This is a genomic window from Aureibaculum algae (assembly GCF_006065315.1).
GTDB classification, from domain to species: Bacteria; Bacteroidota; Bacteroidia; order Flavobacteriales; family Flavobacteriaceae; genus Aureibaculum; species Aureibaculum algae.
In genome coordinates this window covers 3,275,202-3,289,523 of record NZ_CP040749.1, presented here as the reverse complement: position 1 = coordinate 3,289,523, position 14,322 = coordinate 3,275,202, and the positions used below count along the sequence as shown (strand labels likewise).

The 14,322-nt window shown below is 32.0% G+C and carries 12 protein-coding genes and 1 riboswitch; of the genes, 4 read left to right on the top strand and 8 right to left on the bottom strand.

Features of this window, described 5'->3' with window-relative positions:
- Positions 1-84 precede the first annotated feature (84 nt).
- Positions 85-867 carry a class I SAM-dependent methyltransferase gene (locus tag FF125_RS13760; protein WP_138950305.1) on the bottom strand — a complete coding sequence of 261 codons (783 nt, stop codon included), beginning with the start codon at positions 865-867 and terminating at the stop codon, positions 85-87.
- Between the two features lie 424 nt (positions 868-1,291).
- A riboswitch (cobalamin riboswitch) is annotated at positions 1,292-1,506 on the top strand.
- A 118-nt stretch (positions 1,507-1,624) separates the two neighbouring features.
- On the opposite strand from FF125_RS13760, the gene FF125_RS13755 reads away from it, so the two are divergent.
- Positions 1,625-2,695 carry a DUF5074 domain-containing protein gene (locus FF125_RS13755; RefSeq protein WP_138950304.1) on the top strand — a complete coding sequence of 357 codons (1,071 nt, stop codon included), beginning with the start codon at positions 1,625-1,627 and terminating at the stop codon, positions 2,693-2,695.
- Between the two features lie 198 nt (positions 2,696-2,893).
- Here the strand turns inward: FF125_RS13755 and FF125_RS13750 are convergent, their stop codons facing one another.
- The 7 genes from FF125_RS13750 to FF125_RS13720 form a co-directional block, all read right to left on the bottom strand.
- Positions 2,894-4,420, bottom strand: coding sequence for an outer membrane protein assembly factor BamB family protein (locus FF125_RS13750; RefSeq protein ID WP_138950303.1), 1,527 nt, complete (start codon positions 4,418-4,420; stop codon positions 2,894-2,896).
- Positions 4,421-4,667: 247 nt separating this feature from the next.
- Positions 4,668-5,510, bottom strand: a complete 843-nt coding sequence (locus tag FF125_RS13745; RefSeq protein WP_138950302.1) for a cupin domain-containing protein — start codon at positions 5,508-5,510, stop codon at positions 4,668-4,670.
- 261 nt (positions 5,511-5,771) lie between these two features.
- A complete protein-coding gene (locus tag FF125_RS13740; protein WP_138950301.1) occupies positions 5,772-7,025 on the bottom strand; it encodes a serine hydrolase domain-containing protein in 1,254 nt (417 codons plus the stop codon).
- 249 nt (positions 7,026-7,274) lie between these two features.
- Positions 7,275-8,486 carry a mannonate dehydratase gene (gene uxuA / locus FF125_RS13735; RefSeq protein WP_138950300.1) on the bottom strand — a complete coding sequence of 404 codons (1,212 nt, stop codon included), beginning with the start codon at positions 8,484-8,486 and terminating at the stop codon, positions 7,275-7,277.
- 12 nt (positions 8,487-8,498) lie between these two features.
- Positions 8,499-9,317, bottom strand: coding sequence for an SDR family oxidoreductase (locus FF125_RS13730; protein WP_138950299.1), 819 nt, complete (start codon positions 9,315-9,317; stop codon positions 8,499-8,501).
- A gap of 419 nt (positions 9,318-9,736) precedes the next feature.
- Positions 9,737-11,812, bottom strand: a complete 2,076-nt coding sequence (locus FF125_RS13725; protein WP_138950298.1) for a TonB-dependent receptor — start codon at positions 11,810-11,812, stop codon at positions 9,737-9,739.
- A 72-nt stretch (positions 11,813-11,884) separates the two neighbouring features.
- On the bottom strand, positions 11,885-12,796 hold the full coding sequence (locus FF125_RS13720; protein ID WP_250629588.1) for a sterol desaturase family protein: 912 nt from the start codon (positions 12,794-12,796) through the stop codon (positions 11,885-11,887).
- Between the two features lie 362 nt (positions 12,797-13,158).
- Here FF125_RS13720 and rpsF point away from each other — a divergent pair, with 362 nt between their 5' ends.
- The 3 genes from rpsF to rplI are packed head-to-tail and all read left to right on the top strand — an operon-like array spanning position 13,159 to position 14,275.
- Positions 13,159-13,500: a 30S ribosomal protein S6 gene (rpsF, locus tag FF125_RS13715; RefSeq protein ID WP_117883212.1), complete on the top strand. Its 342-nt coding sequence runs from the start codon at positions 13,159-13,161 to the stop codon at positions 13,498-13,500.
- Positions 13,501-13,503: 3 nt separating this feature from the next.
- Entirely contained in the window at positions 13,504-13,803 is a 300-nt protein-coding gene (rpsR, locus tag FF125_RS13710) for a 30S ribosomal protein S18 (RefSeq protein ID WP_117883210.1), read from the top strand.
- Between the two features lie 19 nt (positions 13,804-13,822).
- A complete protein-coding gene (gene rplI / locus FF125_RS13705; RefSeq protein ID WP_138950297.1) occupies positions 13,823-14,275 on the top strand; it encodes a 50S ribosomal protein L9 in 453 nt (150 codons plus the stop codon).
- Positions 14,276-14,322: the final 47 nt, after the last annotated feature.

Below are 14,322 nucleotides of genomic sequence, written 5' to 3'. Positions count from 1 at the left end.
ATTGAAAAATGAATAGTTAGAAATTAAAATAGTTTGCAGTTTATTGTAACCAATGGACCGCAAACTATTTTTTTTGTTTTTTAGTTACATCGTTGCCATTACATATTTAAAGCTATTCTGAGGAATAATAATACGACCATCGTTCTGACGGAAAGAATTTACAGCTTCTTTGACGGCTTCTTTTAACTTGCTTTCACTGACCGTTTGCAACATTCCTTGAAATGGCCCTGCCGATTTGTTTCCATACCAAAACGATTCAAAATTTTCATATGCAAAGGGACAGTTTACTTCTCCAGTTTCAATATTCGTTAGGCCTGCTTCCTTAAAAAGAGATTCAAGTTTTCCAGGCATTGAAGGTTCAAACGGGCCACCACCTTTTGGAGGTACAGGCATAGTATCTTTCACAGCTTTAAAGACAACCCGATAATCTACTTTTTCAGGTTCACCAAAAAGTCCAGCAATAATCCTTCCATTGGGTTTACATACTCTTTTAAGTTCTTTTAACGCTGCTATCCGATCTTCAGCGTACTGTAGTGAATTGGCAGCAAAAACAACATCGAACATATTATCTTCATAGGGTAGATTTTCGATATCTGCAAGTTTGAAATCTGCTTCAGGAACATGTTGCATTGCAAAAGAAAGTAATCCTTCAGCGACGTCTATTCCATGAACATCCGCTCCTCGTTCTTTAGCCAAAACACATGACCAGCCAGAACCACAACCTGCATCTAAAAGGCTAGTGCCTACTCCCACTTTGGTAGCATTATGCATGGCTTCCCATAATGGTTTGTGGAGTGGCTCTTGAATCTCTGCCCAACCCGTTGGTGATTTACCCCAAAGTTCTCCTTGTATTTCAGATTTTTTCATAATGATTTGGTTTAAATATTGAAGATCTCAATACTACTATTATATGGTTTAATTACTGACTGTATACGTCTTCCAATATATTAGATATGCAATGTAAGTTAGTTCAAATATAGGAGAGGTGCAAAATTAGTATCAGATAATCAGTAGGTTAGGGGATTTCACTAACCTTAATGAGAAAAAAAATGAAGTTATTATGAGGTATTCTAGTTGGCTAGAAAATATAGAAGTTTAGTGTTTTGCTAAAAAATAATGTAATAAGTAATGATTTTCTTCAATAGCTGATATATAACTTTTCTCTTTATTATTCCTATGATTAAGGTACTAACTAACACATTCACAGTTCCCTAAAAATGGCCCTAAATAATATCCTTTTTTTAATAAAATTTCTTCAAAATAGAGTAGTCTAAAAACACAAAACGAAGTATCTTTGTTGCTCAGTTTTGGTTTTTATTTTTAGTAATAATAAAAACGAAATTAATAGGGAATCAGGTGATTTATTTAAAAAAATCCTGAGCTGTACCCGCAACTGTAAGCTTCGTCTTAATATAGAGATGCTTGTTATATTCTTACACCACTGTTTACACGGGAAGGTTTTAACAAGACGCGAGCCAGGAGACCTGCCAAAACTACATTCAGTATTTTCTACTTTCGGATAAAGAGTAAAAATACATTTTGAAGCACCTTTTATTAATCATACTATAACTAGTTATAATTAACGATAAGGCTGTCTGACTTAGTAACTTTTTAAATATATATAATGAAAAAACTATCAATTTTCACAGCAATTCTATTTGCTTTAACTATGTTTTCGTGTACAGAAGATTCTGATGACCCATTGGTTATTCCAACGTATGATAATACATACATATTAACATTTGAAACAGGTAAAACTTCTCTTGAACATTTGGATACTGCATATGTTTATACACCTGATGTGTATACATCATTAAATGGAGATGCTTTGTCTATGCATAATTTTAATGATAAGCTCTATCTGGTTAATCAAAGTGGACCCAATTTTATAACACAACTTAATGACGAAACATTACAAGAAGACCGAGTTGTTGCTACTTCTGAAATGGATAACCCAAGTAATCTTTTAATGTATTCAGAAGATAATGGATTGGTTGTAGGATCTTCAGGTAGTGGAAGGCGTAAAAAATACCTTTTAGCTCATGTAGATATGAATACAGGTATAAGTGAAGCCATTGATGATATTTCTGAAGACATGTTGCCAAGTAACTCCGCTTTATTATTAGATAATAACAATGTTTTAATTGCAGATGGTAATGAGCTTAAAGCAATGGATATTCTTTCTAAAGAAATATCGGTGCTTCATGAGTTTAGTGAAACTATTTCAGGTATCGTAAGAGATGCAGATGATGTTATTTGGATTGCCACTGAAAAACGAACAGAAAAAGCTTCATTTGTTAAATTAAATGCTGATTATTCAATAGCTGAAACAGTAACGGTTGAAGATGAAAGCGTTAACTTATATAAAAATAGCATCTTAATAATGAGTAAAAATAGTTATTACGCCTATTGGTCAGAATCAAATTCAGGTAAAATCTATAGATTTAATACGAGTACAAAAACACTTGAAGAATTTTGCACGCCTTTGTTTGATGGTGTCATGTTAACAACTTTGGTTAAAGAGCATCCACTTACCAAAAAAGTATATGTATTGGGGCTTGAAGACTATTTTGATACTGAAAAAAGTGTGTTATCCATTTATAATGAAGACAACTCTTTATTTAAAACAATAAAAGAAGTGGGTAATTCACCTATTGATATCTTTTTCTCAGATAAAGCGTATATCGCTCAATAATTTAGATAAAAAACAATAATTTTACATGTATAATAAACCTCTTTCAATAAAATGAAAGAGGTTTTTAGTTATTGTTTTATTTCAAATTATGCATCCATTAATTGAAGAAGGCACTACTGTTTCTATTCTCTAACCAGAATATTGCAGATTTTACATTGATATGTTTTAATTTGGAGGTGGATAGTGTTTAGGGGACATCTATTTTGTAAACACACCGTTATAATCACTGCCCATATATGATCCCCATCGGATCTTTTTTGTAATAGGAAATTTAGTATCGATCCTGTTTATTCTCAGACCATCGAATGTATACGTCTTTTTCACATTTGTACCATGCAGGTAGACGATATCTAGAAACCCGTTTCCGTCTAAATCACCTATCCAAGGTGTTGATGATAAATTATTGCCTTCGTATTGCAGATCTAGTTCGGCTGCAACTTTTTCAGTGAATTCGATAGCTATAATGTTATTGTGAAAAAATTTCATTTGAAATTCATTTTTCACTTGATAATTCATAGGTAATAAAGCTTCATCTTTGCCGTCATTATTTAGATCTACTGCTACTGGAGAACTCATTTGGTAAAAGCCTAATGTATCTTCAAACGCTATAGTACCGTTTTTACCATTTACCATGATCTGCTTTGACCATCCAAGGTCTGGCCATACGCCTTGAGCATAAGAAACAAAAACGTCAGGGATGTTATCATCATTAAATAATCCTATTGCGACAGATCCATAAGCTTCCGTATCTGGTACGGTAACCGTCCAAATAGATTTATGGGTAATGCCATCGAATGCCATCAACCGACCATCTACTGAATTCGCAATAATGTCATGATGGCCGTCTTCATTAATATCGGCCCAAGCACCTGGACCAACAAAACCTTTCTTTTCGCTTGTAGCTAGTTTAATCGATTTAGATAGGTCACCAGATTTGATTTCCGATATTGAAGTCACATAAAGGTTTCCACCTATTGTTTCACCTCCTGTACCAAAAATTACACTTTTAAAGGTTTCAGATTCATGCGGAAGCACGGAAACCGACATATATATTTCACCACCATCAGGCATAGGAGCCTTACTGATTACGTTTCCCGTTTTGCTATTGATAATAACCAAATGTCCAGTGGGTCTGTTTGGGTCGTTAGGTTCAGCTAATACGTCTCCTCCGTTGGAAATTAAAATATCTTTTTGACCGTCATTATTTTGATCTGTGATAAACTGCGGGTTATAAAAATTGAACCATTCTTTTTCTTCACCTTTAGGTTTTATAAATCGCCACAATACTTTTCCTGTTTGCCCATTAATGGCAATAAGTTCCGCTGAACGTCCATTTATTAGTACATCTAAAATTCCATCTTCAGTAATATCTTGAAGAGCGGCAGAACCAAAAATTTGATCTTTTGCATGAACCTTCCAGAGCAGTTCACCCGTTTTGCCGTTTAAGGCAACGACAGCAGAATCACAAGCTTGAAATTCTTTCCGGCCAGCACCAAGAATAATGTCACCGACTTTATCATTATTCAAATCAGCAATTCTGGGGGATGAAAATGAACCAATACCGGGTAAAATTTTAGCCCAGGTATTTTGAGCCATTAAGGAAGGTGAGCTTAGGAATAGGAATAATAATAATGTGTTAAAAATAAAGATTTTAACCTCTGTATTTTTTCCAGAGGTATTTGTTATTTTAAGAACTCTTAAGGAAGTGAATTCTGATTTTTTCATTAGAATCAATTTGAAACCTAACTATAATAATTTGGGAAATAACAATGTATCTTGCCTTTAAACCTTAGGTTTTAGAATTTTATTCTAACAGTTATTATCTTAGATTGATTTCACAATCGAGATCTTAACTAGGGATAGAAAAGTATAAAATCCTTTCAATTTACACCAAGTAAAGACCCTATTCAATTTAATCTAGGTAAACAGCATAAATATTTAATGAGACAATTTCATATTGATTCAATAGATGTTAATAGTCCTTTTTTTCTTTCTTACCAGTATTATGTGTTTTTAACCATTCTTCCCCTTTTTTATCTCTAAAAAAGTCCATCCATACATAGTACATTTCATCTCCGTCAGTTACATCTACAGAATGACTAGAACCTAATGGTATGTGCAACACTGAATATTCAGGAAAATCGACCTGAGCTTCATCTGCATGCACAACAACGTTGTTATCAGTTAAACCTAAAAATAATTGTTCTAACATTCCGTGTTCATGAGCACCAACATGGTCAGGCCCTGGAGCTTGAACAGTACCCATTGCAATACGAGGTATATACTTATTAGGTAATATGGTACGACTTATCGTATTAGGGCTTTTGATAGGTTCCGTATAGGGTTCCGTATCTTCAAATTTAGTGTAATACACATTCTGTGTATTTTCTTCTGGAAATTCTTTTAAATCTAGCTTGTCTTGTTCCGTTAACTCACTTGAGATTTTAAGAAAATGTAACGTATCATTTTTAGCCACATTAATTGAAATTTTTTGAATAGAATTTGGTAGAAATATTGTTTCAGGTACTATGTCATAACTTTCTTTATTTGCAACTACAGTACCATTTCCTTTTACAAAAAGATAAATATATTTAAACCCTTCTTTGAGTTGATCTTCACTTACAAATTTTCCTGTTAAAGCAATATGATTTACTTTTATTCCTGGAATTTCATTTTTGAGAATTCCTTTGGAATATTCTTGTTGATTTGGTTGTAAATTCATATTGAGATGTTCAATAGGAATTTCTTGTGCACTTGCTATTGTAATGGATAAAAGTATGGTTGCAAAAATAAATAAAGTAAATTTTGATTTCATAATTAGTGTTTAAAATGGTCTAATCTTTTGTGTTTATTTAGCGTAATAATTTCAAAGCACTAATTTAGTAAATTACAACTAGTTAAACAGCGTTTTAATCTTTATAATCTTTCTGTAACCTATTTCACTATTGTTCATTTCAGAAATAGATACTTAATAGTTGTCTTTTTTTTAGGTGATAGAAAATGATAGATTATTAATTTTTCATAGAAAATTATAAATTGTATTTATCACATATAAATATAGGGGCTTTCCTAGATTTTAGTTTTTTTTATTGTCACAATAATCCAGAACAGAAGTAACTATTTTTTCTCTAATGGGGTTTAAATTATAATAAGATTTTGATGCTAAAAGTCCCAAATTTTGACGATTAATTAATAAGATAACAGAGATGTCATATTTCGGGATTACCGCAATACTAGTTCCTGTAAAGCCTGTATGTCCAAAACTTCCCTTGGGGGCATTTTTTAAATAGGCACTACTATTGTTCATTACCCAACCTAATCCATTTTTGAATTCATCTTGAGTTAAAAACAGGTCTAGCGTGTTTTCAGAAATAAATTGTCTATCATTTAATTTCCCTTTATTTTTTAAAACATCAATTACTTTTTGTAAATCGTCAACTGTAGAGAATATTCCTGCATGTCCAGAAACTCCTTCATTGGCATACCATGCATTTCCATCATTAACTTCACCTTTTAGCGTGTATTGTCGCCACCCATTCCATTGGTTTGGATTAAGACTATCTATTTTAAAACCAAGAGAAGCATCAGTAACCATTCTATTTTCAAATGGATTTCCGTGCGATGTAGCTGTAATCTTATTGTAAGTTTCGTTTTTAAGTGGATTGAACAGTGTATGCTCCATTCGTAATGGCTTAAAAATATGTTGTTCCATAAATTGATCTAATGGAAGGTTTGATACTTTTTCAATTATCTCACCTAAGAGTATAAAGCCTAAATCGCTATAGTGTCTGCCACTGCCAATCGCATATTTTAAGGGGAGTTTATCAATAATTTTATAGGTGTCTTTTCTTTTGTTAGAATAATAATAGAATGGAAACCATTCAATTAAACCAGCCGTATGCGTAAGTAAATGCCTGATGGTAATTTTATTTTTATCAGGTGTATTAAATGCTTTAATATAATCGCAAACAGGATCTTCAACATTTATAAGTCCTTGATCAACCAATAACATTATGGATGTTGTTGTTCCAATTACTTTGGTTAGTGAAGCAATATCATAGAGATGATTTACGGTCGTTTTTTCGGGGTTCTGTAAACGTTTATTATCAAAATTATTTAAAGAAGCATACCCAAAAGCATTTTTGTAAAGTGTTACGTCACCTTGTTTTACTAAAACCACCGCACCAGGAATGTTAGATTGGTTTATTTCGTTTTCTAAAATAGTATTGATTTTTGCAATGAGTACTTCTTGTTTTTCCGTGTGTTGTGCAGCTACTATATATTGGTTAAGCAATAAGATGATAAGAAGTGAAATAAGCTTTTTTTGCATTTGTGAGAACCTTATAGGTGATATTTAACGAAGTTAAAATATTTTTCCCTTACAAATATGTTTTTAATCTTTTTTAACGATTACTTTTAGAGTAATTTGAAAAGGAAACATTAAGTCACTTTAATTAAATTACAATAATAAAAGGAAATTATTTAAAAAACAGTTTGGTGTTACACCCTCTCAGTATAAAAAATAAATGGCTAAAATAACCCTAGGCTTTTATTAAAGGCAATACATTTAGTAGCTTCGTTACTTTTTCACCATTAAGTATCTCATTCCAGCTTCAAGTCCAGAGAGTTCTGCAAGTCCTTTTAGTCTACCAATCAACGGGTAACCCGGATTTGATTTTCTATTAAAATCATCTAACATTTTGTGACCATGGTCTGGCCTAATAGGTATATTATAATCCAATCTCCCGGTTTCTTTTCTTCGTATTTGTTCTGCAATTATCACTTTCATCACAGTTGCTAGATTTACGGTTTCATCTAAATGCTCAGTTTCATAAAAATCGCCATTATCTAATAATTTTGTACTTCGTAAGTGTAAAAAATGTATTCTTTCAGCATATTGTTCAAATATCTTGGAAAGATTATGGTCTTTACGTGCACCTAATGAACCTGTACAAAAAGTAATTCCATTATTTAATGAAGGACAGGTTTTAGATAACCAATTAAAATCTTCAATTGAACTAACAATTCGCGGTAAACCTAATAAAGGAAAAGGAGGGTCGTCTGGATGAACGGCTAGATTAACGTCATATTTTTCTGCAGTGGGTATAACTTCATTTAAGAAATGAGAAAAATTTTCTCTTAGCTTATTTTTATCGATGCCATTATATTCTGCCAATAATTTTAAAAATAGTTTAATAGGTTCTTTTTCATCTTCCCCAACTGCACCGTCAATGAAAGCTTGTGTAACTACAATAATATTATAAGCAATTTCTTGTATTTCTTTTTTATTTAAGGTTTTATAAATGGCCTCAGCAGCAATTATTTGTTTTTTTGTATAATCTTGTAAGGCATTTGGCCTTTTTAATATAAAAATATCAAACGCTGTAAATAAATCTACTTGAAAATACATGGCTTCTGTACCATTATTTAAGGTATAATTTAAGTCTGTTCTTGCCCAATCTAATACAGGCATAAAATTGTAACAAATAGTTTTTAAACCGCATAGTCCCAAGTTCTTTACACTAACTTTATAATTCTCAATAAGTAAATCACGGCTCGCTAATCCTTTTTTTATATTTTCATGAACAGGTAAACTCTCAACGACATCCCAAGTAAGACCATGGGATTCAATTTTATTTTTAGTCTTTAAAATTTCTTGTACCGTCCATACTTCTCCATTTGGAATATGATGCAATGCGGTAACTATGCCTTTAGCTCCTGTCTGAGCAATTTGTGCTAAACTAATTGGGTCTTTATCTCCAAACCACCTCAGTGTTTTTTTTAATTCCATACTTTTTATAAGTTAAACACCACTAAAAGAACTAAAACCTCCATCTATAGGAATAATGGTGCCTGTAATAAAACTAGCCGCATCTGAACATAAAAAATGAACCATTCCGTTTAATTCATTAATATCACCAAAACGCTTCATGGGTGTTCTAGCCAATACCTTTTTACTTCGTTCCGTATATGAACCGTCATCGTTAATCAATACTTTTCTATTTTGATCACCAATAAAAAAACCAGGAGAGATCGCATTAACTCTTACCTTTTCCCCAAATTTAGTTCCTAATTCCATGGCAAGCCATTTGGTGAATATATCTATTCCACTTTTTGCTACAGAATATCCAGGTACTCTTGTTATTGCAGATAGTGTAGCCATTGATGATACGTTTATGATACTGCCTTTGCCTTGTTTTGCCATGGCTTCTCCAAAAACCAAACAAGGATATACTGTACCATTCAAATTAAGATTGGTTACTTTTTCAAAATCTTCAATTTTCATATCAAAGACGGTTTGTTCCTCCGTAAGTGTGGCTCCTGGCAAATTACCACCCGCAGCATTAATTAGGATATCAATATGGCCCCAATTGTCAAGAATTTTTTTTCTTGTAACCTTCATTTCTTCAACGTCTAAAACATTAGAAACAAAACCGATTACTTCTCCACCTAATTTTTCCAATTCGGCCACCCGAGATTTAACATTTTCTTCGCGTATATCTAAAATAACTACTTTGCATCCTGCTTGTACTAAATGTCTTGAAATACTACCACCTAATACACCACCGCCACCTGTTACGATTGCCACTTTATCGGTTATTTTAAAAAAAATATCATTCATGTTTATTTATTTTTGTTCTATAGGTTATTATTTCGTTTAATATAAAACCCAATCAGTAGGGCTTTAATATAATTTTGTATGTACAAATTAAGATAAAATTAATCTTATTAATAGCATTTTAATTGACTGAAAAAAGGATGTAAAATGACTTATTATTTTCAATGATTTGTTTTAAGTTCATTAACTTAACTTTTGGTTAAATTAAAAGTCACTATACAGAAAGTCTTCAAAAACTAAACTATTTTGATGGTAATATAATCAGGGATTATTCGAGACTCATTTCATTTCAAAGACAACTTTATAGATCATCCAACAACTACTATAAATCTAAAATAAAAGTAATAAATCAAAGTTATTATTTTAGTTTTAATATGACAAGATTTACTCAACTTTTAAGTAAAGAAACTTATATGGTTTAATTAGAGACGATATCGCAATTGCAAACTTCCGTAATAATTTAAAGGTGTGCCAGGGTAATAATAACGTGGTGCTCGCCCTCCAAAACTACTAGCATTTATTAATATAGACTGTGCATAGTTTGTATTGGTTACATTTTGTATTCCAACGCTGGTTTCAAAAGAAAGAGACTTTGAAAGTTGTTTATGATAACCTATTGTGATATTTAATAAATTATACGAAGCACTGGAAATTGTATTAGCATCTGTTAAAGGAATTGAGCTTACATACGTATAAGCAGTGTTTAAAGAAAGTCCGCTTAACCATTGAAAATGCATATTTGTGTTTATTCTATGTTTGGGTACACCTGTTAAAGGATTACCACTATAATTTGCATCATTATCAATAAATTCCACAAATTTATGATTGCTGTATGAGTAGCTTATTGTAGGCATTAATTTCAATTTAGGGGAAATAAGGTAATTATAGTTTATGTCTAATTCAAAACCTTGATGCTTAGTGCTACCTGCATTTTTACCAATATATTGATCATCACCAATACGCTGAGCAACTAACATATTCTTAATGTTCATTTGGTATATAGAAGTATTCAGTTTTAGTTTAGTACTTAAAAATTGTAGTTGGCTGCCTAATTCATAATTAATTCCTGTTTCTTGAGCGATGTTGGGGTTGATAACACCTTCAGGCGTTAATGTTTCTTCTAGGCTAGGGTTGGAGTAGCCTCTACTTACGTTTGCATAAAGCAACTGATTTTTTAAAAAATTATAATTAAGCTGAAGATTGGGCAAAACTATGGCGTCAAAACTTCGCTTACCACTTTTATTTTCTGAACCGCTATTGAACAAATCTTGATATGTATACGAGGTTTTATTTATGGCCACACCTAATTGAGCTGAAAAGCCATTGGTAAACGGATAAGTAAATGTTCCAAATGCACTAAACTGACTTCTTTTTTCTTTGTTTAGGCTAAGTGCAGTTCCTTGTAAACTACCTGCGTCATTATTCTCTTCATACAAATTTTCAAAAGTTGACCAATTATAATCATCTTTATAAACTTCTGCACCAAAGGTGTAGTTGGCTACCTTTTTATTAAGATAAAAGTCACCTTTAAATTGTGTTCTAAATCCGTAACCATCGGTGATTTCATCTAAAATATTAAACGGTCTCGGCTCATAATGATCTAGATGAGTATAAAAAACACTCGTCGTATTTGATAACTGTTCAGAAAATTTATGAGATAGTGAAAATCCCGTGAGTTTATACGTATTCGCCTCATATCCTTTGGTAGATTTCCATGTAAAAGCGGCTTGTGAAGGGTCATCATTAAAAGCATCGAGATCAATTGAACTGGCTATATGTGCAGTATAGTCAATATGATTTACTAATAAGCTAAGCTTACTTTTAGCATTGATTACGTATGCTGTATTTAAAAGAATACCATTACGTTTGTACTGGTTGTTCTCTCTAAAACCTTCTACATTTAAATGTCCGTAACGGAGGTCTAACGAAAGTTTATCTGTTTTATGGTTGAAGCTTAAATTGTTTTTAAACAATCCGTAAGAGCCAACTGTAACATTATTTTGAAAAGCGGTAACTGGGTCTAAATTTTCGTTAGGTCTTAATACTATTGCTCCGCCTAAGTTGGCACCAAAGGCAGTTCCCTTAGGGCCTTTAATAACTTCTATGGCATTTAAGTTTTCAAGATCGTAAGCTTCAATAGTAGAAAATCCAGAACCATTTGTTACCAGTATATCGTTATAATACAATTTAACTTTGTCAGTACCATAAGGCGTTCTAGAACCTACGCCACGTATTGTAATTCTATTAGTGTTAAGAGCACCTGAAAGTACATAAACACCTGAAATTTTATTTAAGTGAGCACTTAGTTCAGAAGGGCTTGAATTTTTAAATGATTGAATAGTTATAATTGATGAAGGTACAATACCATTAAGGTGTCTAATTTTGACCTTTTGATACAGCAATACTTCATTTAATTTGGTAATGCTATCTGTAGCCATTTTCTTTTGTGAAAAAGCGAAGCTGGTAATAAAAAGGATAGAAATTAAAAAGTACTTCATGGATAAATATAGAATTCAAAAGTACTCATAAAAAGATAAAAATAGAAGCTAGGCTTCTGTTTTAGAAATCACTTATTTTTGCTTGTTTTTTTTCCATTCCTTTCGTAAATCGTCAGAAATCATGCCACTACCATCATGTCGCCATCCTGGAGGTTTAATTAAATAATTGAATCGATTTTTTAAGGAGGTTTTTGAGTGAACTACATCTTTAAATAAATTAATCCACTCATGGAAAGCTACATATAGCGGATTAAAAGTACTAATGTTTTTTACCAATCCGTAAATTGGTTTTTCAGCTTCGGGTTCATGCGTTTTAAAAAGTCGATCCCAAATAATAAAGATTCCCGCATGATTTCGGTCTAAATATTGGGGATTTGTAGCATGGTGTACTCTGTGGTGTGAGGGTGTATTAAAAATTGCTTCAAACCAGTTGGGCATTTTTTTGATACGTTCCGTATGAATCCAATACTGATAAATGAGACTGATAGACATTTGAGCCAAAATCATTACAGGATGAAAACCTAATAACGGCAACCATAACCAGAAGATAAACGTCATAAAACCACCGGTCCAAGATTGTCTTAAGGCAGTACTTAAGTTATAGCGTTGCGATGAATGGTGTATGATATGACTTGCCCAAAAAAATCGATTGGTATGGCTTATTCTATGCATCCAATAATATGAGAAATCTTCAGTAAATAACAGCAATACCCAAGCCCACCATGTAAAAGGTATGGTAAATAATCGAAAATTATTATAAATAAATATAAATGCAGCAAAAACCAATACTTTGCTAAACAGCCCTAGAAAAACATTGCCCAATCCCATAGTAATGGAAGTAATTGCATCTTTAGTTTCATAACTATTTGTTTTTTCACGAGCATCTACAATAACTTCAATAAACAATGTAATTGCAAAAAAGGGAATGGCATAGTGGATTAAGTTTGGAATTTCAGGTATTTCCATGGTTTGTGCAAAGATCATGTTCAAAAGTAAGAAAAAATTATACTACTTTATAATGACTTTATCTTTGTGCGTTAGCAACATCTAAAGAAGATGAGGTGATCTAGTATTTATATTGTATTGAAAATAGGAGTGGGGTTATTAAATTTTTTTTTCGTAAATAGATTAAAATTGACTTCGTCATTTATAATCGTACTTGATTTTTATAGAAACACTTGTTTTTAAAAGGTGTATGGCTTTTATCAGTTATCTTTGATTCTGTGACTTTGAGACCAAAAACACTAATTAAAAAGAATAGTTTAATTTTCTATCGCATATATATGATAAAGTGAGATAATATCGTATATTTGCACGCTTAAAAATAAACAAAAAAACAATTAATTATGAATCATTACGAAACTGTTTTCATTTTGAATCCCGTTTTATCTGATGTTCAGGTAAAGGAAACAGTAAAGAAGTTTAACGACTACTTGGTTTCTAAAGGTGCCGAAATGATCCACAAAGAAGATTGGGGCTTAAAAAAATTAGCTTATCCAATCCAAAAGAAAAAAACTGGCTTTTATCATTTATTTGAGTTTAAAGTTGCCGGTGAAGTTATTAATCCTTTTGAATTAGAGTTTAGAAGAGATGATAGCATTATGCGTTATTTAACTGTAAAGTTAGATAAACATGCTGCTGAATGGGCTGTAAAAAGAAAAGAACGTAATAAAGCTGCTAAAAACTAAGTTATGTCATCAACAATAGAACAACAAGCAAAAGGCGGAAATAAAGCCGAGATCAGATATCTAACTCCGTTAGACATTGATACAAAACAGAAGGTAAAATACTGTAGATTTAAGAAAAACGGTATTAAATATATAGATTATAAAGATGCAGATTTTTTATTGTATTTAGTAAATGAACAAGGTAAAATTTTACCACGTCGTTTAACTGGTACTTCGTTAAAATTTCAACGAAAAGTATCTCAAGCAATAAAAAGAGCACGTCATTTGGCACTATTGCCTTATGTAGCTGATATGTTAAAATAATCTAAATTTAAGAACTAGTATGGAACTTATATTAAAACAAGACGTAGCTAATTTAGGATTTACAGACGATGTGGTTTCTGTGAAGAATGGTTATGGTCGCAATTTTTTAATCCCACAAGGATATGCTATGTTAGCTACACCTTCTGCAAAGAAAGTATTGGCTGAAACATTAAAGCAAAGAGCTTATAAAGAAGCTAGTGTTATTAAAGAAGCAGAAGCTACAGCTAAAAAATTACAAGAATTAGAAATTAAGATACCTGCAAAAGTAGGTACTGGCGATAAGCTTTTCGGTTCTGTAAGTAATGCTGATGTTGCTGATGCAATTAATAAAGCTGGTGTAGAAATCGACAGAAAATTCATCACCGTTTTGGGTGGGTTAGTAAAAAGATTAGGTACCTATAATGCCAAAATTCGTTTACATAGAGCGGTAATCATTGATTTTCCGTTTGATGTAATTGCTGAAGGCAAATAAAATGTTATCAACACATGTTGATATTAAAAGTCTGTTCATTTGAACAG

Coding starts and splice junctions, on each gene's coding strand:
- FF125_RS13725 (WP_138950298.1), bottom strand. CDS start 11,812: ATGAAGTACTTTTTAATTTCTATCCTTTTTATTACCAGCTTCGCTTTT.
- FF125_RS13755 (WP_138950304.1), top strand. CDS start 1,625: ATGAAAAAACTATCAATTTTCACAGCAATTCTATTTGCTTTAACTATG.
- FF125_RS13760 (WP_138950305.1), bottom strand. CDS start 867: ATGAAAAAATCTGAAATACAAGGAGAACTTTGGGGTAAATCACCAACG.
- rpsF (WP_117883212.1), top strand. CDS start 13,159: ATGAATCATTACGAAACTGTTTTCATTTTGAATCCCGTTTTATCTGAT.
- rplI (WP_138950297.1), top strand. CDS start 13,823: ATGGAACTTATATTAAAACAAGACGTAGCTAATTTAGGATTTACAGAC.
- FF125_RS13740 (WP_138950301.1), bottom strand. CDS start 7,025: ATGCAAAAAAAGCTTATTTCACTTCTTATCATCTTATTGCTTAACCAA.
- uxuA (WP_138950300.1), bottom strand. CDS start 8,486: ATGGAATTAAAAAAAACACTGAGGTGGTTTGGAGATAAAGACCCAATT.
- FF125_RS13745 (WP_138950302.1), bottom strand. CDS start 5,510: ATGAAATCAAAATTTACTTTATTTATTTTTGCAACCATACTTTTATCC.
- FF125_RS13750 (WP_138950303.1), bottom strand. CDS start 4,420: ATGAAAAAATCAGAATTCACTTCCTTAAGAGTTCTTAAAATAACAAAT.
- FF125_RS13730 (WP_138950299.1), bottom strand. CDS start 9,317: ATGAATGATATTTTTTTTAAAATAACCGATAAAGTGGCAATCGTAACA.
- FF125_RS13720 (WP_250629588.1), bottom strand. CDS start 12,796: ATGATCTTTGCACAAACCATGGAAATACCTGAAATTCCAAACTTAATC.
- rpsR (WP_117883210.1), top strand. CDS start 13,504: ATGTCATCAACAATAGAACAACAAGCAAAAGGCGGAAATAAAGCCGAG.